Origin of the sequence: Arthrobacter sp. H-02-3, assembly GCF_003097355.1 — a bacterium.
Classification (GTDB): Bacteria; Actinomycetota; Actinomycetes; order Actinomycetales; family Micrococcaceae; genus Arthrobacter; species Arthrobacter humicola.
In genome coordinates, this window is the sequence record NZ_PYUI01000002.1 from 273421 (window position 1) to 295019 (window position 21599).

Genomic DNA, 21599 nt, shown 5'->3' on the forward strand with positions numbered 1-21599 from the left:
GGATACCCGGGATGCCACTGTCGGCTCGGGCCCAAACGACGCCGGCGCGGTGACGGAGAGCGGAATGCCAGGCTCCGGTGCGGCCGGCATGGCACGGATCCTCAAACGGGAGACCCACTCATCGCGTGCCGTTGTCTCCGTGATGGCGGCCGCCCTGGTTATTGTGGTGTGCGGGTACGCGCTGCTTGAAACGGCGGTCCGTGCCTTCGGGCAACCACCGTGGCTCATAGATCCGCAGACCGCGGCCGAGCGTGCCGTCGCCCTCCCGGCCGGGATTCCGCCGCTCCTGCTCGGCGTCTCCGGCGCCGTGGTGGCCATGGCGGGCCTGTTCTTCTTCCTCAATGCCGTCCTGCCGGGACGCCGTGCGCGGCACCTTCTCGCAGACCGCCGGGCCGGCGTCGTAGTCGACGATGAAGTGATCGCGGCGGCCCTGGCACGCCGCGCGCGGCTGGCCGCCAACGTGACACAGGGCCAGGTGATGGTGATCGTCTCGCGGAACCGGGTAGAGGTTAACGTCCGGCCCACCTCAGGTGTGCCGCTGCGCCCCGACGCCGTCCTTGAGGCCGTGCGGCGGGAGCTGCAGGACATGGGCCCCTCGCCCACTCCGGAAGTTCGGATCCACGTAGCCACGTCAGGGGTGGTGGGGGCATGAACAACACTCCCAGAGTCCTGAACCGCATCCTGATCGGCATCCTCGGCATCAAGCTGCTCGCCATCGGCGTCCTGCTGATGCTGCTCGCGAGCGTCCCCGCCGTCGGCGTCTGGTGGCACGAGTGGGCGGGCGGCGTCTTGAAATACTGGCTCGACCTGTTCGAACGGACGCAGTTCCCCCGCCACCAGGGGAGCTGGCTGTGGTTTGCCATCTGCGGTGGGCTCGTATTGGTGCTGGCCCTGATGGTCGCCTGGGTCGCCCAGCAGGGCAAAGGCCGGACCAGCCTGATCGCGGCCGAGGAGGACCCGGGCGGCGTCCCGGGCAATGTCGGGATCAGCGGCGGAGTGGCGGAACAGGCGCTCCGCGCGGCCCTCGCGGACCGGCCCGACCTGGCGGGAGTCACCGTTGCCGCCTACGAGATCCGGGGGGAACCTGCCCTGAAGATCCGGGTTGAGCCGCGCCAGGGCGTCGCGCCGCACGCGCTCGCCGCCGAAGTCTCCGCACTCGTGGAAGCGCTCGACGCCGTCATCGGCAAGCGCACCCCGGTCCTGATCCATATCGGCTCGGGGACGCGGTCGCGGTTTGGCCGGGCCGAGCGCGTCCGATAAGCCGCGGTGAAGTGGACGCAACATACCCGGTAGGCGCTTGAACCGGGCGTGCCGGGCGGCCGAACCGGCGGGTCGGCCGCCCCCAGGGCCGGTGGCCCCAGCGGAACTACTAAGTCTCCTTTGTATTAAGGTTTCATGTAAACGCTTGCATTCCCCGCAGACTGTTGATTACTGTGATGGTCGACACACCAACTGCACGGCCGTTTTTACCGGTACTCAGCGAGGAGCACTCCAGTATGAAAACCCGCAATTTCCTACTTCCCGTCGCCACAGCAGGCGTTTTGGCACTGACCCTTTCGGCCTGTGGCGGCGGAGGCGGCGGCAGTTCCAGCGGCGGCAGCGACGCTGCCTCGCAGGGCCTGGACGGGCGCGGTCCCATCACGTATGTCCAGGGCAAGGACAACAGCAACGTGGTCCGGCCACTGATCGAAAAGTGGAACGCCGCCCACCCGAATGAGAAGGTCACCTTCAAGGAGCAGACCGACCAGGCGGACCAGCAGCACGACGACCTCGTCCAGCACTTCCAGGCCAAGGACGCCGGCTATGACGTTGCCAGCGTTGACGTTGTCTGGACCGCCGAGTTCGCGGCCAAGGGCTGGCTGCAGCCGCTCAAGGACAAGATGGCGCTGGATACCTCGGCCATGCTGAAGCCGACCGTCGTCGCCGCGTCCTACAAGAACACGCTGTACGCGGCACCGGAATCTTCCGACGGCGGCATCCTGTACTACCGCAAGGACCTGGTTCCCACGCCCCCGAAGACCTGGGACGAGATGATGAGCATGTGCTCCATCGCCAAGGCCAACAACATGGGCTGCTACTCGGGCCAGTTCAAGAAGTACGAGGGGCTGACAGTCAACGCCTCCGAGGCGATCAACTCCGCCGGCGGGGCCGTGCTGGACGCGGACGGCAAGCCCAGCCTGCTCACCCCTGAGGCAAAGGCAGGTATGGCCAACCTGGCCAAGGCCTACGCCGACGGCAGCATCCCGAAGGAAGCCATCACCTTCCAGGAGGAAGAGAGCCGCCAGGCGTTCCAGGACGGCAAGCTGCTGTTCCTGCGCAACTGGCCCTACGTGTACAACCTGGCCACCACGGAAGGTTCATCCAAGGTCAAGGACGTCCTGGGCATGACCGCACTCCCGGGCAAGGACGGTCCGGGCGCCTCGTCCCTCGGCGGCCACAGCGCCGCGATCAGCGTCTACTCGAAGAACAAGGCCACGGCGCTGGACTTCCTGAAGTTCCTCACCACGGAAGAGACGCAGAAGTTCTTCGCCACGCAGGGTTCGCTCGCCCCGGTTCTCGGCGCGCTCTATGAAGACAAGGACCTCGTCGCCAAGCTGCCGTACCTTCCGGTCCTGAAGACCTCGATCGAGAACGCCGTGCCGCGCCCGGTCACCCCGTTCTACCCGGCCGTCACCAAGGCCATCCAGGAAAACGCGTACTCGGCCATCAAGGGCGAGAAGACCGTAGACGCTGCCCTGTCCGACATGCAGAAGTCCATCGAGTCCGCTAGCGCGGGACAGTAGGTTCATCATGGCAACTGAAGTAGGCCCGACGTCGGTCAAGGCACCGGCGTCGGGCGGTGCTCCGATCCACCACGCACCCAAGGGTGTGGGAGAGGACAACCGCATCGCGACGCAGGGGCGCTGGGCCGCCTGGCTCCTGGCGCCGACCATCCTCGCATTGTCAGTGGTGATCGTGTACCCGATCATCACCGCCATTGTGATGTCTTTCCAGAAGGACGCTGGTCTGGACCCCGCCACGGGTCTCTTCGTAGAGGGTGGCCCGGCCGGCTTCTCGAATTACTACAACTGGATTTTCCAGCAGTGCCCTGCTCCGTCCGGCGGAACCGTCGACTGCCCGCCGGGAACCCTAGGTGCGCAGTTCTGGTCCGCCACCGCCACCACGTTCTTCTTCACCATCGTCACGGTGGCACTCGAGACCGTGCTCGGCTTCTGGATGGCCGTCATCATGGCACGGGCCTTCCGCGGCCGCAGCCTGGTCCGCGCAGCCGTCCTGGTGCCGTGGGCCATCCCCACCGCCGTTACGGCCAAGCTGTGGCTGTTCATCTTCGCCTTCGAAGGCATCGGCAACAAACTCTTCAACACGTCCATCCTGTGGACCGGCAGCGAATGGCCGGCGAGGTGGGCCGTGATCATCGCCGACGTCTGGAAAACCACTCCCTTCATGGCGCTGCTGATTCTGGCCGGCCTGCAGATGATTCCCGCGGAAGTGTACGAGGCGGCCAAGGTCGACGGCGCCTCCGCCTGGCAGCGTTTCCGGATGATCACCCTGCCGCTGGTGAAGCCGGCGCTCATGGTGGCTATCCTGTTCCGCACCCTGGACGCGCTGCGCATGTTCGACCTCCCGTACATCCTGACGGGCGGAGCCAACAACACCACCACGCTGTCCATCCTGGTGATCAACCAGATCAGGCAGGGCTTCAACGCGGCGGCGGCTTTGTCCACCATCACATTCATCATCATCTTTCTGGTGGCCTTCATCTTTGTACGCTTCCTCGGGGCGAACGTGGTGGAGCAGCAGACCGGCGCAGGTAAGGGGAAGAAATGACCGCCGCGACGACCGCCGCAACCGAGCTGCGCGCAGAGCAGGACCGGGGCCGGAAGACCGCGCAGAACCGCGAGAAGTGGGCCCAGGGACGGACCTACATCAGTGCGGTTGTGATCCTCATCTGGTGCCTGGCCCCGGCTTACTGGATGGTAGTGACGGCGTTCCGCGACGTCGGCTACACCTACGACACCTCGATCCTGCCCACCCACGTGACGCTGGACAACTTCAAGACCGCATTCGACACCTCGTTCGGCAACCACTTCGGCCAAGCCCTGCTCAACAGCTTGTTCATCGGTTCCGTCGTGACCGTGGTGTCGCTGCTGATCGGCGTGTTCGCCGCGTACGCGCTGGCACGGCTGAACTTCAAGTTCAAGTACCTCGTGCTGGGCTTCATCCTGGGGGCCTCCATGTTCCCCGGCGTCGCTCTCATCACGCCGCTGTTCCAGCTCTTCACCAACATCGGCTGGATGGGCACCTACCAGGCCCTGATCATCCCGAACATCTCGTTCGTGCTGCCGCTGACCGTCTACACCATGACGTCCTTCTTCCGGGAGATGCCGTGGGAGCTCGAGGAGTCGGCGAGGGTGGACGGCTGCACACAGGGGCAGGCCTTCCGGAAGGTCATCATGCCGCTGGCCGCGCCGGCGATCTTCACGACCGCCATCCTGGCGTTCATCTCCTCTTGGAATGAATTCCTGATCGCCAGCCAGCTCTCGAGCGACGCAACCCAGCCCGTTACTGTGGCCATCGCCAGCTTCGCCGGCGCCCAGCCCAACCAGATCCCGTACACCGCGATCATGGCGGCGGGCACCATCGTGACCATCCCCTTGGTCATCCTGGTGCTGGTGTTCCAGCGCAAGATCGTGGCCGGCCTGACCGCCGGCGCCGTCAAGTGAGGATGGCCTCGAGTGAGGGCGGCGTCGTGACAGACGAGCAGAACCAGGGCCATGTGCCGGCATCGCGTCGAAAGGTGCGTTCCGGCGAGGACTTCGACATCATCATCGGGTTCCTCGGCTTCTGGGCCCTGGTTCTGCTGGTAGTCACCGTCTGGATGGAGGTGACCGCCCAGGACGCCCTCGGCTGGGCCCTGGGCCTGCTCGTCGCACTGCTGGCCCTCTACGGGATGATCCGGCTGCGCCGGCGCCTGCCGCGCCGGACAGCCAGCAGGCGCGGCTAGGCCGCGAGGCCAGCACTTTTATTCAACTGCCGCGGGGGAGGCGGGGCGCAGCACGTCTGCGGACAGCCGTCAGGGATCCACGGACCGTCAGTAAGGGGACACAAGTGGCACGGGTAGAACGGGCGCAGCGCGGCGGCCACTCCGGCGTCAGCATCGAGGACGTCGCTGCCGCCGCCGGCGTCTCCACGGCTACGGTCTCCCGGGCCGTCCGCGGACTGCCCCGCGTTTCCCCGGCGACGCGGGAGAAGATCCTCGGCATCGCCGAATCCCTGGGCTATGTTGCCTCGTCCTCGGCGTCCGGCCTGGCGACAGGCCGGACCAAGACCATCGGTGTGCTGGCACCGTTCGTCAGCCGCTGGTTCTTCTCCAAGGCCATCGAGGGCGCAGACCGCGAGCTGCACGCCCGCCAGTACAACCTCTCGCTCTTCAACCTCGGCGGCCACGGCAGCCACCGTGAGCGGCTCTTCAGCAAGACCATGGTCTACAAACAGATCGACGCCCTGCTTGTCCTCTGTATGGCGCTCACCCATGAGGAAATCGAGCACCTGCAGAAGATCGATATCCCGCTCGTGGTCGTGGGCGGGCACGTCGAGGAATGCCCCTACATCGGCATCGACGACTACGCCGCTGCGGCCACCGCGGTCCGGCACCTGATCGGGCTCGGCCACACCGATATCGCGCTCCTGCACGGCGACGACGAAACCGACCTCAACTTCGACGTCCCCCGGGTCCGGATCCAGGCCTTCCAGGACGTCATGCGCGAAGCGCGGCTGCCTGTTCGGCCGGAATGGGACGAGTGGGGGGACTTTACCGTTCGCAGCGGCCAGGAGGCGTTCCGGCGCCTGTGGGCCCGGAGCGGACCCAAGCCCACCGCAATCTTCTGCGCCTCGGACGAGATGGCCATGGGCGTCATCTTCGAGGCCAACAAGGCCGGGGTGAAGGTGCCGGAGCAATTGTCCGTCATCGGCATCGACGACCACGACTTCGCCGAGGCCATGGGGCTCACGACGGTGGGGCAGCAACCGGACGAACAGGCCGAACTCGCCACCAAGATGCTGCTGGACGAACTCGACGGAATCGCCGGGGCCGTGCAGTCCACGGTCGCGCCGCACCGCCTGATCGTGCGGAGGACGACGGCGCCGCCGCACCGCCGGCCGGAGCCGTCCGCCTAGCGCCGTCTGCCTAGTGTTGTCCGCCTAGCGCCGGCCGGCACGGCGGCCGTCCCTCGGATCTAGGACGCGCGGGCCAGTTGCCGGATCGGCACCCAGCGCGAGGCCAGCCGTCGGTAGGCCGCGGCGGCCCCGGTCATGTCGCCTTCCGCCAGGCACTCGATGCCCAAGCGCACGTCCAACGGCGAATCGTCCGGGTAGACCTTGTCGGCCACAGCGCCGTAATCGAGTTCCACGACGGAATCCGGGTGGAAGAGCTCAAGCCACTCCGTGAGCTGGGTCAGGTCCTCGAGCATGTCGAGATCGGGCGCGGCCATGGCCAGATGCGCCACCGCATAACTCACGCGCTCCAGCGCCTTGCCGATGCCGGCGCGGATACGGACCGTGACAATGTGACCCTCGGACTCCACGACGTCGGTGGGGTCCGATTCCTGGAAAAGGCAGAACCAGCTGAACGGGATACCCCACGTGGACGCCCGGGTGTGGACCCGGCTCACACCGTCGTGGGCCCGCACCTCATCAATGCGCTCCTGATGCTTGTCCCGCTGCTCCTCCGGAATCAGGAGCTGGGCCAGGGGCCCGTGGATGCCTTCCATCAGCGCATTGGCCGCCAGCCCCGCGCGCAGGACCAGCTGGCTGGGGCAATACAACAGCCGGTCGGCCTGGTCCGCCGTGGCCGTGCCGCTGCCGGACTCCGCGGCGTCGTGCGCTGCCCCGGCCGAGGCCTGCTTGGCCAGGGCCGGGACAACGCGCACGAGGTCGGTCCGGCCGGTGGGAAACGGATCCCCGTCGGGACGGGTGATCCGGCCCAGGGACGCCATCAGCTCGGCGTTCTCCACGGCGGCGCGCGATCCCTGCCCGGCGCCGGCTGCCCGCAGGGTTTCCTGCTGCTGCGCGGGGAATGCCTCGAGGGGCTCGTAGATCCGGAGCGCGGACGAGAACGGCAGTCCGGCCTGTCCGCGGTAGATGTTCCCCGTCATTGGATCACGACGCTTCCCTCGGCGGCAGCCATCAGTCCGCCAGTTCCGCAATCACCGGGGCGTGGTCCGAGGCGCCCTTGCCCTTGCGTTCCTCGCGGTCGATCATCGCACCGGTCACCCGGGCTGCCAGCGCCGGGGAGGCCAGGATGAAATCGATCCGCATCCCTTCCTTTTTCGGGAAGCGGAGCTGCGTGTAATCCCAGTAGGTGTAGACGCCGGGCCCCGGGGCGTGCGGGCGGACCACGTCCTGGAAGCCCGCCTCCTCAAAAGCATGGAAGGCGGCGCGCTCGGGCTCGCTGACGTGGGTGAGGCCCTCGGAGCGGAAGTAGTCGATGTCCCAGACGTCCTCATCCAGGGGCGCAATATTGAAGTCGCCCATCAGCGCAATCTGTGCCTGGGGGTCGTCCTTGACCCAGGTTCCGGCATGGTTTTTCAGTGTGTCCAGCCAGTTGAGCTTGTAGGGCATGTGTTCGTCGTCGAGGGCGCGCCCGTTGGGGACGTAGAGGCTCCAGACCCGGACGCCGCCGCAGGTGGCGCCGATGGCCCGGGCCTCCTGCACGGCGTCCTTGCCGTTCTTGCCGAACACCGGCTGGTCCAGGAAGGTGCGTTCGACGTCGTCGAGCCCCACCCGGGAGGCAATGGCGACGCCGTTCCACTGGCTCAGGCCAAAGTGCGCCACCTCGTAGCCCAGGTTCTCGAAGAGCTCCCATGGGAAGTTCTCGTCCTTGCACTTCGTTTCCTGAATGGCCAGGACGTCACAGTCAGTGCGCTGAAGCCAAGCCTCCACGCGGTCGGCGCGGGCACGGAGCGAGTTCACATTCCAGGTAGCAATCTTCACAGTCCCTAACTTACCGAACTTGGCCCGCGGACGAAGCGGCCGCCTCCCACCGGTCCTCTGGAAATTAGTAGGAAGTCCGAGTATATTCGGCTGGAGAGATGATCTAGGTCACATGCAAAGGAGCATTCGGTCATGGTTCGAGAGCTATCCCATTACATTGACGGGCAGCGGGTGGACGGCACCTCCGGCCGGTTCAGCGATGTGTACGATCCCTGCACCGGCGAGGTCCAGGCCCGGTTGCCGCTGGCCAGCGCCGAGGAGGTGGGCAACGTCATTGCCAGCGCGGAGAAGGGTCAGCTGGCATGGGCCGCCATGAATCCGCAGCGGCGCGGCCGGATCCTGCTCAAGTTCGTGGACCTGGTCAACCAGAACATGGACGAGCTCGCCACCCTGCTGTCCTCCGAACACGGCAAGACCTTCCTCGACGCCAAGGGTGACATCCAGCGAGGCATCGAAGTCGTGGAATTCGCCGCCGGCGCCCCGCACCTGCTCAAGGGCGAGTTCTCGGACAGCGCCGGGACCGGCGTCGACGTGCACTCGATGCGGCAGCCCCTCGGCGTCGTCGCCGGCATCACGCCGTTCAACTTCCCGGCCATGATCCCGCTCTGGAAGTCCGGCCCGGCCCTCGCCGCCGGCAACGCCTTCATCCTCAAGCCCTCCGAGCGGGACCCCTCCGTGCCGCTCCGGCTGGCCGAGCTCTTCACCGAGGCGGGCCTGCCCGACGGCGTCTTCAACGTGGTCAACGGGGACAAGGAAGCGGTGGATGCGCTGCTCGCGGATCCCCGCGTCCAGGCCATCGGGTTCGTCGGCTCCACGCCCATTGCCCAGTACATCTACGCGACCGCCGCGGCGAACGGCAAGCGCGCCCAGTGCTTCGGCGGGGCCAAGAACCACATGGTGATCATGCCGGACGCGGACCTGGACATGGCCGCGGACGCCCTCATCGGGGCAGGCTTCGGCTCCGCGGGCGAGCGCTGCATGGCGATTTCGGTGGCCGTCCCGGTCGGCCGGAAGACCGCCGATGCCCTCGTGGCGAAGCTGCAGGAGCGCATCGCCGTGCTCAAGGTCGGCCACAGCCTGGCCAAGGATTCCGACTTCGGCCCCGTCGTGGCGGCCTCCGCCAAGGAGCGGATCGAAGGCTACATCGCCTCCGGCGTCGAGGAGGGGGCCAGCCTCGTCACTGACGGACGCGGCCTGAAGGTAGAGGGCTACGACAACGGCTTCTGGGTGGGTCCCACACTGTTTGACAACGTCACGAAGGACATGAAGATCTACAAGGAAGAGATCTTCGGCCCGGTGCTCAGCGTGCTTCGCGCGGAGGACTACGACGAGGCGCTGCGCCTGTGCAGCGAGCACGAGTTCGGCAACGGCGTGGCCATCTTCACTCGCGATGGCGATGCTGCCCGCGACTTCGCCAGCCGGGTCCAGGTGGGCATGGTGGGCATCAACGTTCCCATCCCGGTGCCGATCGCCTACTACACCTTCGGCGGCTGGAAAGCCTCCGGTTTCGGCGACCTCAACCAGCACGGCGCCGACGCCTTCCGCTTCTACACGAAGACCAAGACCGTCACCACCCGCTGGCCCTCTGGCATCCGCACGGGCGCCAGCTTCGTCATGCCGGAAGGCAGCTGATGGTTGACCAGGGGGCCGACGAGACTGCCGACGTCCTGTTCGAGCGCCGCGGCCGCCTCGGCGTCGTGACGCTGAACCGACCCAAGGCCGTCAACGCGCTCACCGCCGGAATGGCTGCCGCGATGCTGGACCAGCTCACGGTCTGGGCCGAGGACGACGCCGTCGCGGCGGTACTGGTCCGGGGCGCCGGCGACCGGGGCCTGTGCGCGGGCGGCGACATCGTGGCCATCTACCGGGACATGCTCGATGGCGGGGACGCCACCCCGGACTTCTGGGCCGTCGAATACCGGCTGAACCTGCTCATCTCCGAGTACCCCAAGCCCTACGTCGCCTTCATGGACGGGCTGGTCCTCGGCGGCGGGGTGGGCATCTCCGCGCACGGTTCGGTGCGGATCGTCACCGAACGCACCCGCTCGGGCATGCCGGAAACGACCATCGGGTTCGTGCCCGACGTCGGCGGCACCCTGCTGCTGTCCCGCGCACCGGGGGAGACCGGCACGCACACGGCCCTGACCGGCGCCCACCTGAGCGGGGCGGACGCGCTGTTCCTGGGCCTTGCAGACCACTTCGTGCCTTCGGCCCGGCTGCCGGAGCTGGCGGCGGCGCTCGAAACCGAACCGGCGGACGCCGTCGTCGCACGGTTCGCCGAACCGGCTCCGCAGTCTGTTCTCGCCGGACAGCGCGGGTGGATCGACGCCTGCTACTCCAGTGACGACGCCGGGGAGATCGTTCGCCGACTGCGCACTATTGGGGGAGAAGCAGCCGCCGAGGCCGCGGACACGATTACAGCCAAATCACCGACGGCCGTGAAAGTGGCGCTGGCATCCCTGCGCCGGGTCCGCGGGCTGACCCTGGCGGAGGCCCTGGAACAGGAGTACCGGGTGGGCCTGCGGTTCCTTGCCGGCCCCGACTTCCGCGAGGGCATCCGGGCGCAGGTGGTGGACAAGGACCGCACGCCACACTGGCAGCCCGCCACCCTCGCAGACGTGACGAACGAGGACGTCGAGTCCTATTTTGCGCCGCTGGGCGACCGTGAACTGAAGCTCTCTTCAAAGGAGAAGAACAATGCCTGAGACCACACCACGGGAAGGCCGCATCGCTTTCCTCGGGCTCGGCCACATGGGCGGCCCGATGGCCGTTAACCTGGTCAAGGCCGGTTACGGCGTGACCGGGTTCGACGTCGTCCCGGCGGCCCTGGACGCCGCCCGGGAACACGGCATTCCGACCGCCGGGACGGCCGTCGAGGCCGCGGCGGGGGCCGCCGTCGTGCTGACCATGCTGCCCAGCGGGCAGCACCTGCTCGACGCCTACCGGGGCACCGGCGGCCAGCCCGGTCTGCTGGAGGCCGCGGCGCCGGGCACCATGTTCCTTGACTGCTCCACCATTAACGTGGACGAGGCCCGCGAGGCCGCGGAGCTCGCGGTCGCGGCCGGGCACCACGCCGTCGACGCCCCCGTCTCCGGAGGCGTGGTGGGCGCCGAGGCCGGCACGCTCACGTTCATGGTCGGTGCCCTCCCTGAAGATTTCGAGGCCGTCAAGCCGCTGCTGGACGTCATGGGCAAGCGTGTGGTCCACTGCGGCGGGCACGGTGCCGGCCAGGCGGCCAAGATCTGCAACAACATGATCCTGGGCGTCTCGATGATCGCTGTCAGCGAGGCCTTTGTGCTGGGCGAGAAGCTCGGGCTGACCCATCAGGCGCTGTTCGACGTCGCCTCCGCAGCCTCGGGACAGTGCTGGGCGCTGACCACCAATTGCCCCGTGCCGGGGCCGGTCCCGACGAGCCCCGCCAACCGGGACTACCAGCCCGGATTCGCGGGGGCACTGATGGCCAAGGACCTCAAACTGGCGCTCAACGCGCTCCAGAGCACCGGCGTCGCGGCCCGCCTGGGTCCGCTCGCCTCCGAAATTTACGATACCTTTGCCGCGGAGGGCGGTGCCGGGCGGGACTTCTCCGGCATCATCACCGACATCCGCGACAAATCAGAATCCGGCGCGTCCGGGCACTAGTCCCGGGCGGCAGCAGCATCTGGAGCCAGACAGGCTCAGGGCCACGCAGGCTCAGAACCAGCTAAGGGGAACACGCATGACGGAACAGTACGCGAACATCCTGGTGGAGCGCCGCGGCCGCGTGGGCCTCGTGACGCTCAACCGGCCGGAGGCCCTGAACGCCCTCAACAAGGCCACGATGGACGAGCTCGTGAAGGCCGTCACCGCGATGGACAAGGACCCGGACGTGGGAGCGGTGGTGGTGACCGGCTCCGCCAAGGCCTTCGCCGCCGGCGCGGACATCAAGGAAATGCAGTCCAAGGGCTACATGGACATGTACGCGGCGGACTGGTTCCGCGGCTGGGAGGACTTCACCCGGCTCCGCATCCCCGTGGTCGCGGCCGTGTCCGGGTTCGCCCTCGGCGGCGGCTGTGAACTGGCCATGATGTGCGATTTCATCATCGCCGGGGACAACGCCAAGTTCGGCCAGCCGGAAATCAACCTCGGCGTCCTCCCGGGCATGGGCGGCTCGCAGCGCCTCACCCGCGCGGTGGGCAAATCCAAAGCGATGGACATGATCCTGACCGGGCGGTTCATGGGCGCCGAGGAAGCCGAACGTGCCGGACTGGTGTCCCGGGTGGTCCCGGCCGCCGACGTCGTCGAGGAGGCCCTGAAGGCCGCCACGGTGATCGCCTCCAAGTCCAAGCCCGTGGCGATGGTGGCCAAGGAAGCCGTGAACGCGGCCTTCGAGACCGGCCTGGCCCAGGGCGTGCTGTTCGAGCGGCGCGTGTTCCACTCGCTGTTCGCCACCGAGGACCAGAAAGAGGGCATGGCGGCCTTCACTGAGAAGCGGCAGCCGGAGTTCAACCACCGCTAAGCGCTGGCAGGAAGGCACGCATGAACACCGGATTCCTGGGAGTCGGTCCGTCCCCGGACGAGGTCCGGGCCCTCGTGCCGGGCGATGCGCTGGTCCCCGCCCCGGACGTGGTGATGGACCGAGCCTTCGACCTGCCAGCCCCGCCCGAGACCGTCTGGCCGTGGATCGTCCAGCTGGGCAAGGAACGTTCCGGCTGGTACCTGCCCGGCTGGGCGGAAGCGCTGATCCCCGCCAGGCGCAGGGCCCTCCGGACCGTTGACCCGGAGCTGCAGGACCTCAGCGTGGGAGACGTCATTGCCGACTGGGGCGGCCCCGGGGCCACCTTCGAGATTGTGGCCGTGGACCCGCCACAGGTCCTGGTGCACCGTTCGCAACGCGGCGCGCTGGCAGTCAGCTGGGCGATCGTGCTGCGGCCGGCGCCGGGCATTGGACCGCAGCCGAGTGACGGTCCGGGCGCCCGGACCGGGACCCGGGTACATCTCCGGCTCCGGCTCGCCGGGGTAAACGCCGCCGTTTCGTGAAAATTGGCGGCGGCCTGTTCGACCTCCTGACCATAGCCGGACTCGCAGCCGGGCTGCGGGAGCGGCTGCGCATCATCAGGTGAAGATGTCGGCCACGTACCTGCCGTGGGTGCGTTCGACCTCATCCATCCACGCCTCGGCGTCCGCCAGGGAGGCACCGGTGGCCTCACGGTAGATCTGCACGCACGTCTCGCGCACCTGCGGCGCCATGTGCTTGCCGTCGCCGCAGACGTAGACCGTGGCGCCCTGCTTGACCAGCTCGACGACGTCTGCCCGGTCGGCCCAGAGCCGGTCCTGGACGTATTTCATGCCGTCTTCGGGTGCGGTGGAAAAGACCGGCCGGAGGTCCAGGTTAGCTTCGTCCGCCCACGCCGCAAGTTCGTCGTGATACAGGAAATCCGTGTCCGGGGCGCGGCAGCCGAAGAACAGCAGGGCGGGCGCCGGCGCCGAACCGTCGGCCTGGGCCCGCAGCGCCCGGTCCTGGATGAAGCCGCGGAACGGCGCCAGCCCTGTCCCGGCGCAGACCATGATGAGCGGGACCGCCAAGGATGGGGGCGGGTGGAAGGCCGCATTCGAGGGACGGACGGTCACCGCGATCCGTGATCCCGGCCTGGCCTGGGCGAGATAGGTCGAGGAGGCGCCTTCGAAGACGCCTCGACCCGACCAGGCGGGCGCCTGGACGACGGCGAACGTCAGGGTCGCGTGGTCGGGGCTCCACAGCGGGGAAGAGGAAATGGAATACCGCCGGGGTGTCAGCTGGGTCAGCAGCTGCAGAAACGAGGTGAACGACAGCTGGCACGACGGATACGTTTCCAGCAGATCCAGGAGGGAGACGCGCTTGTCGAGGATCTCGGCCGCATGGCGCTCGCGGTCCTGTGCCAGGGCCTCAAGTTCCCTGCGGTGTGCCGGATCCGCCGCGACATCGGCCAGGTCCTCGAGCTGCGTGCGCGTGGCCGGGACCGCCAGCTCGACGTAGCTGCTCAGCAGTTCGCCCACGGCCACAGGCGCGCCGGTGGGCAGGAACGTGTCGCCGCGCTCCATGCTCAACAGGACATGCGAGTCGTAGTCGAGGTTGAAGCGGGCCAGGGCGCGCTGGACGAGTCCGCTGGGATTCAGCGGCAGCACGGCCAGATAGTCACCGGTCCGGTAGCTCATCCCTTCGGGCAAAGCGATCTCGACATGCCGCTTGGACCGGGCGCCGGGCTTGGCCAGATCGACCAGCTCCCGGTTGGCGACGACGGTGCCGAGGGCGAGGCCGTTCTGGCGCAGCAGCGGGTCCCGGACGTTGCCCACGAACTGAAGTTCAAGCTGGGGCTGCGCGGCCGGTGGGCTGGTCCGCTGCCCGAGGGCGGCGTCGACGGCGGGCCAGAATCCCGCATACCACTCGTCGAAATCGCCGAAGAAGTCGCCGCGGGCGTTGGCCTCGCCCCGGGGATAGACGCGCACGGCGCCGGCGGCCTCGAGCCGGGAATCGACGGCCTTGGGCACCTGCTGGTACGTTCGCGCCCAGTCCTTGTTGCCGTTGCCGAAGACCGTGTACCGCACCCCGCTGAGGCCGCCCGGCGGTAGGCCTACGGTCCAGGCCAGGAATTTCCGGGCGTTGTCCGGCGGCTGCCCCTCGTAGGAGGAGGCCACGATCGCGACGAGCCCCTCCGTCGGCAGTCCGCCGGCTGCCTCGTCGAGCGGGCCGATGGTGGGGCTGTAGCCGCGCCGTCCGGCGTCGTTGGCAATGCGCTGGGCGAAGTCCTGGGAGGTGCCGGCGTTCGAACCGTAGAGCACCCGGATCGGGATGCCGTTGGGGGCGGCGCTCGGCGTTTCCGCCTGCCGGGCATGTTCGACGGCGGCATGGCTGGCGGCGTCGATCCGGACGTCCCGCCGGCGCACATGGATGAACAGCCCTTCAGGCTTCATCGTCAGCGTGTGCTTGATCTGCAGTTCATAGCCCGGGTCCGCCGGGGTGATATCGAAGCGCTGCAGGAGTTTGGCCAGGAACAGCATGGCCTCCTGCAGGGCAAAGCCCCGCCCGATGCAGGAGCGCTGCCCGTTGCCGAACGGTTTCCAGGCATTGGCCGGGATGGTCGCGGCCCGCTCGGGCGAGAACCGCTCCGGGTCGAAGACGGCGGCGTCCTCGCCCCACGCCGCCTTGTCCCGGTGCAGCCGCGGGAGCAGGACCAGGATCGGCTGCCCCGCGGGGACTTCGTAGCGTCCGCCCAGCGTCGTGTCTTCGAACGGGGCCACGTTGAACGCGGGGGCGGTGGGCCAAAGCCGGAGGGTTTCCTTGAGGACCTGGTCCAGGTATCCCAGCCGGGGCAGGTGCTCGAACCTGGCGCTTTCGGTGCCCAGGACCTCATCCACCACGGCGTGCGCCTTGGCCAGGACTGCCGGATGCCGCATCAGCTCGTAGAGGGTGAAGGACAGCAGGCCGCTGGTGGTCTCATGGCCGGCGATGAGGAAGGTGACCATCTGGTAGCGGATGTTCTCATCGGACAGCCGCTCGCCGGTCACCGGGTCAGCGGCGTTGAGCATGGTGTCGAGGATATCCTCGCTGCCCGCAGGGCTGGGATTGCGCCGCCGGTCGCTGATCATCTGCTCGGCGACCTCGAACATTAGAGCATTGTCTTCCTCGAGCTGGTGCCGCCGGCGCAGCATGATCTTGTTCTGCACCGGGAGCCTGCGGGCCCGGTCCCCGGATTCGACCAGGGCACGGACCATGGCCCCGACGAAGGGATGCATCTCCTCCCGGTAGAGACTGTTGAACCGGTATTTGAACGAGCACAGGGCGATCGTGTCCAGCGTCAGGCGGGTGGTGTTGTCCGGAACATCGATCCGGGCCGTGGGGCCGAGCCGTTCCCACTTGAGCAGCAGCTGCTCGACGATGTCGTCCATGCCCACGAACATCCGCTTCAGCGCCGCCGGTCCGAACGCCGGCATCAGGATCCGGTGCGCCTTTTGCCAGTTGGGCTCCCGTGTTTCCGCGGTGAACAGGCCATCGCCGGCGAATTGCCGCACCTCCCGGAGCGCGACGCCGAGCACCTTGCCAAAGCGGGATTCGTCGCACACTTCGTTGACGAGCTCCTGGGAGGAGAGAGCGATGATGCTGCGGTTGAAGAACTGGATGCGGACGATGGGGCCGTACTGCTCGGCCACCTCGACCAGCCCCAGAATGCCCTTGCTGGAGTCGATATCGGGCAAGTTGCCGACTACCGGCCGCGGGGGAGGCTGCGGTATGGGGACGGGAGCTGAAGGCATGGGCCCTCCTAAGCGGTCGCCGATATGACGCTTGTGAGCACTGTTTCCTCTGGGATTCCTGCGGGACGGGACGGGACGGGACCGGCCTGCCCGGATCCACGATACTCCGCTCAGATCCCGGGCAATAGGGGCGATAGGTCGGGACCGAGGTGTGGGCGATATGCCGACGCAACGGTCAGGGGCTTCACTTTTCATTGATGGAAATCGCAAAATAGTGAAGCTCGACGTACATTATGACAATGACCGCCCTTGATGATCTTGACCGCCGGCTCCTTTCTGCCCTCCGTGAGGACGGCAGGGCCTCGGTGGCCAGTCTGGCGCGCCGGCTAGACGTTGCTCGGGCTACCGTCAACAGCCGGCTGGAGCGGCTTGTGGCATCCGGGACCATCGTCGGATTCACGGTCCGAGTCCGCGATGAACTCGACCCGCTGGCGATCCGCGCCGTTGCCTTGATTGCTGTGGAAGGCAGGACGACAGACAGGGTTATCCGCCAGCTCAGGGGCTTTCCCGAGATCACGGCACTGCACACCACCAACGGAGGGTGGGACCTTGTTGCTGAGCTCCGCACCGAGAGTCTTGTCGAATTCGACCAAGTCCTGGGCCGGATCCGCGGCGTCGACGGCGTTGTCAACAGCGAAACGAGCCTCCTGCTGAGTTCCGTGCTGCGCTAGGGATCACGGGGCCCAGAAGATCCAGCCAACAAAATATGCAACCAGCGTCGTCATTATGATTAGTTGCACAACAAAAAGCTTGCTGTTTGGCAATTGAGACTGCATATCGCCGAATCCTAGAGTTGTGGCATCAGCAACTAACTAGAGAATGAGGAGGCGCGATGACGCGCTTTGTCGATGTCCACAACATGGTGCGCTGGGCAGCCGGACGCGGACCGGAGACCATCATTTCCGGCATGATCGAGTACGTTGAGAACGACTTCCGGCGCTGGGAGTCGTTCGACAAGACGCCCCGGATCGCCAGCCACACGCCGTTCGGCGTCATCGAACTCATGCCCACGAGCGATCACGAGACCTATGGTTTCAAGTACGTCAACGGCCACCCGTCCAACCCCGCACGCGGTTTCCAGACCGTGACAGCGTTTGGCGTCCTGGCCGACGTCCACAACGGCTATCCCACGTTCCTCACCGAGATGACAGTCCTGACAGCGCTGCGCACCGCAGCGACGTCCGGCATGGTGGCCAAGAAGCTCGCCCGTGCCGGCTCGCGCGTCATGGCGATGATCGGCAGTGGAAGCCAGTCCGAGTTCCAGGCCCTCGCGTTCCGGAGTGCCCTGGGGATCTCCACACTCCGGGTATGGGACACGGATCCCGCCGCGCTCAAGAAGTTCGTGGCCAACATGGCGCCGCTGGGCTTCGACATCACAATCGCCGCATCCGCCGCGGATGCGGTGCGGGATGCCGATGTCATCACTACGTGCACCGCGGACAAGGCCAACGCCACCATCCTCACGGCGGACCTGATTGAACCGGGCGTCCACATCAATGCCATCGGCGGGGACTGCCCCGGGAAGACCGAGCTTGAACCGGCGATCCTCGGACTCGGCGACGTGTTCGTCGAATACGCCCCCCAGACCCGGATCGAAGGGGAGATCCAGCACATGCCGGCCGACTTCCGCGTCACGGAGTTCTGGCAGGTCCTGACCGACAAAGCACCCGGACGAACCGGCGATGCACAGGTCACCATCTTCGACTCGGTCGGCTTTGCCATTGAGGACTTTTCCGCCCTGCGGTTCGTGCGCGACGCCGTCGCCGGCACCGACTTCTTTGTGGAGATCGACCTCGTCGCCAGCCCGGAGGACCCGAAGAACCTGTTCGGCCTCGTGGGCGCCCTTTCCCCGGTTGGCTCGTAAGCCTGCGATGTCAGTTCAAGCCCCCTCCGCCGTCGTTCTCGTGAGGCCGCACAACTTCATGCCAAACGAGGCGACGGCAGTGGACAATGCCTTCCAGACGGCCTTCCAGACGCAGGCTCACTCCGGGGACCGGCAAACGCTGGCCGCCGCCGCCCGTCACGAGGTGACGGGGCTGGCCGCGGCGCTGGAGGCGGCCGGTGTCACGGTGCACCTCTTCGAGGACCATGACGAAACCCGCCCGGACAGTGTGTTCCCCAACAACTGGCTCTCCACCCATGCGGGTGGCCGGATCGGGATCTTCCCGATGTACGCCCCCAACCGCCGGCACGAACGCCGCAGCGACATCCTGGACTTCCTGAAGACCCATTACCGGGTGCAGGACGTCATCGACTATTCCGGGCTGGAAATGGACAGCGTCTTCCTGGAGGGAACGGGAGCCATGGTCCTGGACCACGGCGCCCGTGTGGCCTATGCCGCACGTTCCCGCCGCGCCGATCCCGTGGCGCTGGAGCGGTTCTGTACGAACTTCGGCTATGAGCCCATGCTGTTCGACGCGGTCGACGTAAACGGCACTGCCGTCTATCACACGAACGTGATGATGACTGTGGCGACGGGCTTCGCAATGGTCGGAGCGGACCTGATCCCCTCGGCGGTGCGCCGGCGTGAGGTGATGGAACGGCTTGCCGCCGGGGGACGGAGGGTCATCGAGCTGAGCCCCTACCAGATCAGCAATTTCGCAGGCAACGCGATCGAGCTGCAAGGCGTCGAAGGCCGCGTGCTGGCGCTCTCCCGTCGGGCCCTGGGAACCCTGACGGCGGAGCAGAAGGCCGTCATCGAACGAAGCTGCACCCTCCTGCCCGTGGAGGTTCCCACGATCGAACTGGCCGGAGGGTCCGTGCGATGCATGATCGCCGGCATCCATCTCGACCGCAGGCCCGTCCCTGCCGGCGTCGGCGGCTGACCGGTCCTCTAATCGCTGAAGTCCCCGGCGTTCCGGCGGAACGTGCCAAGGATCCGGATCAGCTGGTCCACGTCCTGGTCTGCGAAGCCCGAGCGGCCGAAGACCTCGGAGTTCAGCACCGCCGTCGCCTGTTTGGCCAGGGCGCGGCCCTCCGCGGTGAGCTCGATCAGCGTGGTCCGGCCGTCCGTCGGATGCGGGGAACGGACCACCAGTTCGGCATTCTCGAGCCGGTCCACGGCGTTGGTGACCGAGGTGGGGTGAACTTGAAGCAGCGCGCTCGCCTTATTCATGGGCAACGCGCCGCTGCGTGCGAAACTGAGCAATGCCAGCAGCTCATACCGTGCAAACGTGAGCCCGAACGGCTTGAGCACGGCTTCGATCCGGCCCAGCAGAATCTGCTGGGTCCGCATGATGGCGGTGATGGCCGCCATCGGGGCGGCGACGTCGGCCCAGCCGTGGCGCTCCCAGTTCAGCCGGGCGTCGGCGATCGGATCTCGGGGCAGCGGCGTTCCCACGGTCAGCTCTGCCCCTTGAGTCCCGGGAAATCGGCCTCGGAATACTCGATGCCCAGGCCCTCCGGAACGGGTCCGCCGCCGTGGCGCATTTCCTCGCTGTGGCGGAGCTCCACGCGCCGGATCTTGCCGGAGATGGTCTTCGGGAGTTCGGCGAACTCCAGGCGGCGGATCCGCTTGAACGGGGCCAGGTGTTCGCGGCAGTACCGCAGGATGTCCTCGGCGAGCTCCGGGCCGGGCTGGTGCCCGGCGGCCAGGACCACAAACGCCTTCGGCACGGACAGCTTGAGCGGGTCGGGGGACGGGACGACGGCGGCCTCCGCCACCGCCGGGTGCTCGATCAGCACGCTCTCCAGCTCGAACGGGGACAGCCGGTAGTCGGAGGACTTGAAGACGTCGTCGCCCCGGCCCACATACGTGATGATGCCGCGCTCGTCCCGGCTGGCCATGTCGCCGGTGTGATAGTAGCCGTCGCGGAAAGCCTCCGCGGTCTTCTCCGGGTCGCCGTAGTAGGCCTTCATGAGCCCCACGGGGCGGGGGTCCAGACGCAGGCAGAGTTCGCCGTCGTCAGACTCCTCACCGGTGGCGGGGTCCACGAGCACGACGTCGTAGCCGGGCAGCGGCCTGCCCATGGCGCCGATCTTGATCGGCTGGCCCGGGGTGTTCGCGATCTGCACCGTCGATTCGGTCTGCCCGAAGCCGTCCCGGATGGTCTGGCCCCAGGCGCGGTGGACCTGGTCGATCACTTCGGCGTTGAGCGGTTCGCCGGCGGACACCACCTTGGTGGGCGGGTTCTTCAGCTGCGTGAGGTCGGCCTGGATGAGCATGCGCCAGACCGTGGGCGGGGCGCAGAAGCTCGTCACCGACTCGCGGTCCATCTGCTCCATGAGGGCCTTGGCGTCGAAGCGCTCGTAGTTGTAGATGAACACGCAGGCCTCGGCGATCCAGGGCGTGAACACGTTGGACCAGGCGTGCTTTGCCCAGCCCGGGGAGGCGACGTTGAGGTGGACGTCGCCCGGCTCCATCCCGATCCAGAACATCGTGGAGAGGTGACCCACCGGGTAGGAGGTGTGCGTGTGCTCCACCAGCTTGGCCTTGGACGTGGTGCCGGAGGTGAAGTAGAGCAGGAGGGTCTCGTCGGCCAGGGTGGGGGCGTCCGGGGTGAAATCCTCACTGGCCGCGGCGGCGTCTGCGTACTGCAGCGCCGTGTCCTGTGGTCCGGCCGGTTCTGCGGCGGCGTCGGCGATTTCGATCAGCGTGTAGTCACCCGCGACGTCAACGAACTTGGCGATGTTGGCACTTCCGACGGCGGCCCAGGCCGCGCCGCCGCGCTCCACCCTGTCCTGGAGGTCCGCGGGCCCCATCAGGGTGGTGGTGGGGATCATGACGATGCCCAGCTTGATGCCGGCCAGCATGAGTTCCCAGAGCTCCACCTGGTTGCCGAGCATGATGATCATCCGGTCCCCGCGCCGCACGCCCCGGCTCCGCAGCCAGTTGGCCACCTGGGAAGAGCGCCGGGAGAGGTCCGCGAAGCTGCGCCGCGTCGCTGATCCGTCCTGCTCGACAATCACTAGGGCCGGGTTGTCCGCCTTGGCCGGGTCTGCCGCGAGCTGGTCGAACCAGTCCAGCGCGAAGTTGAATTCCTCGAAGCGCGGCCACTGGAATTCGCTGCGGGCGGCCTCGTAGTCCCCGCGCAGGGCAAGCAGCCGGTCCCTGGCGGCCCGGAATTCCTCAGTTACGGTCATGGTGCACCTTTCGAAGTTCGCTGGCGCAGCCGTTCCGGGCGGTCCGTGGCACAACGCCGTTGCCTGGGATCCCGCCAGGCCGCCGCGGCGCCCGCCTAGTGATCCCCGTCACTCTGCAATATACTAGGACATCCAAGGGTTTGGAAGAGCGGCGTCGCTCTGCTGGCGGCGCATGACGAAGGGATGCGTGCCCGTGCAGTCACCAGGACGTGCCAACGGACAGTCGGCCACAGCCGAATCAGACACAGCCGAATCAGGCA

At 67.2% G+C, this 21599-nt stretch carries 20 protein-coding genes; 15 read left to right on the forward strand and 5 right to left on the reverse strand.

Annotation, left to right across the window (positions count from 1 at the left end; translation table 11 throughout):
- Positions 1-64: 64 nt before the first annotated feature.
- The 7 genes from C9424_RS03680 (at position 65) to C9424_RS03710 (ending at position 6177) form a co-directional block, all read left to right on the forward strand.
- Positions 65-652 (forward strand): DUF6286 domain-containing protein, encoded by a 588-nt coding sequence (locus tag C9424_RS03680; protein ID WP_237563280.1) that lies wholly within the window; start codon positions 65-67, stop codon positions 650-652.
- Positions 649-1260, forward strand: coding sequence for a hypothetical protein (locus C9424_RS03685; protein WP_116765567.1), 612 nt, complete (start codon positions 649-651; stop codon positions 1258-1260). The genes C9424_RS03680 and C9424_RS03685 overlap by 4 nt, the downstream gene beginning before the upstream one ends.
- Before the next feature lie 236 nt (positions 1261-1496).
- Positions 1497-2783, forward strand: coding sequence for an ABC transporter substrate-binding protein (locus C9424_RS03690; RefSeq protein WP_116765568.1), 1287 nt, complete (start codon positions 1497-1499; stop codon positions 2781-2783).
- Positions 2784-2790: 7 nt separating this feature from the next.
- Positions 2791-3828 carry a carbohydrate ABC transporter permease gene (locus C9424_RS03695; protein ID WP_116765569.1) on the forward strand — a complete coding sequence of 346 codons (1038 nt, stop codon included), beginning with the start codon at positions 2791-2793 and terminating at the stop codon, positions 3826-3828.
- Entirely contained in the window at positions 3825-4724 is a 900-nt protein-coding gene (locus C9424_RS03700) for a carbohydrate ABC transporter permease (protein ID WP_116765570.1), read from the forward strand. Before C9424_RS03695 ends, C9424_RS03700 begins: the two co-directional genes overlap by 4 nt.
- Positions 4725-4750: 26 nt before the next feature.
- The gene (locus C9424_RS03705; protein WP_202615757.1) at positions 4751-5005 is read left to right on the forward strand and encodes a hypothetical protein; all 255 of its coding nucleotides are present in this window, start codon (positions 4751-4753) and stop codon (positions 5003-5005) included.
- A gap of 104 nt (positions 5006-5109) precedes the next feature.
- On the forward strand, positions 5110-6177 hold the full coding sequence (locus C9424_RS03710) for a LacI family DNA-binding transcriptional regulator (protein WP_116765572.1): 1068 nt from the start codon (positions 5110-5112) through the stop codon (positions 6175-6177).
- 59 nt (positions 6178-6236) lie between these two features.
- On the opposite strand, the gene C9424_RS03715 is transcribed toward C9424_RS03710, so the two are convergent.
- Complete coding sequence (locus C9424_RS03715) at positions 6237-7154, reverse strand: hypothetical protein (RefSeq protein WP_116765573.1); 918 nt, start codon at positions 7152-7154, stop codon at positions 6237-6239.
- A gap of 31 nt (positions 7155-7185) precedes the next feature.
- On the reverse strand, positions 7186-7992 hold the full coding sequence (locus C9424_RS03720; protein ID WP_116765574.1) for an exodeoxyribonuclease III: 807 nt from the start codon (positions 7990-7992) through the stop codon (positions 7186-7188).
- A gap of 132 nt (positions 7993-8124) precedes the next feature.
- Between C9424_RS03720 and C9424_RS03725 the strand changes: the two genes are divergently transcribed.
- The 5 genes from C9424_RS03725 to C9424_RS03745 all read left to right on the forward strand — a co-directional run bounded on the left by C9424_RS03725 (position 8125) and on the right by C9424_RS03745 (position 13008).
- Complete coding sequence (locus C9424_RS03725; protein ID WP_116765575.1) at positions 8125-9624, forward strand: CoA-acylating methylmalonate-semialdehyde dehydrogenase; 1500 nt, start codon at positions 8125-8127, stop codon at positions 9622-9624.
- A complete protein-coding gene (locus C9424_RS03730; protein WP_116765576.1) occupies positions 9624-10697 on the forward strand; it encodes an enoyl-CoA hydratase/isomerase family protein in 1074 nt (357 codons plus the stop codon). The genes C9424_RS03725 and C9424_RS03730 overlap by 1 nt, the downstream gene beginning before the upstream one ends.
- A complete protein-coding gene (gene mmsB / locus C9424_RS03735) occupies positions 10690-11631 on the forward strand; it encodes a 3-hydroxyisobutyrate dehydrogenase (protein ID WP_116765577.1) in 942 nt (313 codons plus the stop codon). The genes C9424_RS03730 and mmsB overlap by 8 nt, the downstream gene beginning before the upstream one ends.
- Positions 11632-11707: 76 nt before the next feature.
- Complete coding sequence (locus tag C9424_RS03740) at positions 11708-12487, forward strand: enoyl-CoA hydratase (protein ID WP_116765578.1); 780 nt, start codon at positions 11708-11710, stop codon at positions 12485-12487.
- 20 nt (positions 12488-12507) lie between these two features.
- On the forward strand, positions 12508-13008 hold the full coding sequence (locus tag C9424_RS03745) for a hypothetical protein (RefSeq protein WP_202615758.1): 501 nt from the start codon (positions 12508-12510) through the stop codon (positions 13006-13008).
- Between the two features lie 75 nt (positions 13009-13083).
- On the opposite strand, the gene C9424_RS03750 is transcribed toward C9424_RS03745, so the two are convergent.
- Positions 13084-16257 (reverse strand): bifunctional cytochrome P450/NADPH--P450 reductase, encoded by a 3174-nt coding sequence (locus C9424_RS03750; RefSeq protein ID WP_116765579.1) that lies wholly within the window; start codon positions 16255-16257, stop codon positions 13084-13086.
- A gap of 239 nt (positions 16258-16496) precedes the next feature.
- On the opposite strand from C9424_RS03750, the gene C9424_RS03755 reads away from it, so the two are divergent.
- The 3 genes from C9424_RS03755 to ctlX all read left to right on the forward strand — a co-directional run bounded on the left by C9424_RS03755 (position 16497) and on the right by ctlX (position 19082).
- Positions 16497-16928, forward strand: coding sequence for an Lrp/AsnC family transcriptional regulator (locus C9424_RS03755; protein ID WP_116765654.1), 432 nt, complete (start codon positions 16497-16499; stop codon positions 16926-16928).
- Between the two features lie 161 nt (positions 16929-17089).
- Complete coding sequence (locus C9424_RS03760; RefSeq protein ID WP_116765580.1) at positions 17090-18121, forward strand: ornithine cyclodeaminase; 1032 nt, start codon at positions 17090-17092, stop codon at positions 18119-18121.
- Between the two features lie 7 nt (positions 18122-18128).
- Entirely contained in the window at positions 18129-19082 is a 954-nt protein-coding gene (gene ctlX / locus C9424_RS03765; protein WP_116765581.1) for a citrulline utilization hydrolase CtlX, read from the forward strand.
- Positions 19083-19090: 8 nt separating this feature from the next.
- Here the strand turns inward: ctlX and C9424_RS03770 are convergent, their stop codons facing one another.
- Both C9424_RS03770 and C9424_RS03775 read right to left on the reverse strand, forming a co-directional pair.
- A complete protein-coding gene (locus tag C9424_RS03770) occupies positions 19091-19597 on the reverse strand; it encodes a MarR family winged helix-turn-helix transcriptional regulator (RefSeq protein ID WP_091250456.1) in 507 nt (168 codons plus the stop codon).
- Between the two features lie 2 nt (positions 19598-19599).
- Positions 19600-21339: an AMP-binding protein gene (locus C9424_RS03775; RefSeq protein ID WP_116765582.1), complete on the reverse strand. Its 1740-nt coding sequence runs from the start codon at positions 21337-21339 to the stop codon at positions 19600-19602.
- Between the last annotated feature and the right edge of the window lie 260 nt (positions 21340-21599).